The following is a 501-nucleotide window of genomic DNA, read 5'->3' as shown; positions in this document are numbered from 1 at the left end:
TTTGTCATTCCTTATTACGGAGGAATGACGCGCTGCGTCGTTTCAATTTTCAGCTTGTTCCGGATTGTTAAAGAGCATAATACTTCGCAGCACACCGTTGCCGGTACGCTCTGAAGTATTCAGAAAAAACAGATAAACGGTATGGTGGAGCTAAGCGGGATCGAACCGCTGACCTCCTGCGTGCAAGGCAGGCGCTCTCCCAGCTGAGCTATAGCCCCATACAGTTACTGCAGAGACCACTACTACCACTCAACCGAGTTACATTCTTCTGACGAAGGATGTAATTTCTTTTCAGGCAAGGCATGCGGAAGGGACGTTTACCGGGGTAAACGACCGCGCATAACGCAGCATGAGAAGAAATTTGGTAGGCCTGAGTGGACTTGAACCACCGACCTCACCCTTATCAGGGGTGCGCTCTAACCACCTGAGCTACAAGCCTGTAGAGGTTTTTTCTGCTCGTTACTTTTTTATCAGACAATCTGTGTGGACACTGCGCGGGAA

At 49.5% G+C, this 501-nt stretch carries 2 tRNA genes; both read right to left on the bottom strand.

Going from position 1 to position 501, the window contains the following annotated elements:
* Positions 1–142: 142 nt before the first annotated feature.
* A tRNA-Ala gene (locus tag AC2LB6_RS24640) sits at positions 143–218 on the bottom strand.
* 144 nt (positions 219–362) lie between these two features.
* Positions 363–439 (bottom strand) — tRNA-Ile (locus AC2LB6_RS24635).
* Between the last annotated feature and the right edge of the window lie 62 nt (positions 440–501).

Source organism: Pantoea sp. RCC30.1 (genome assembly GCF_058148845.1).
Note: the sequence above shows the minus strand (reverse complement) of the source record. Positions and strands in the feature narration are given on the sequence as shown.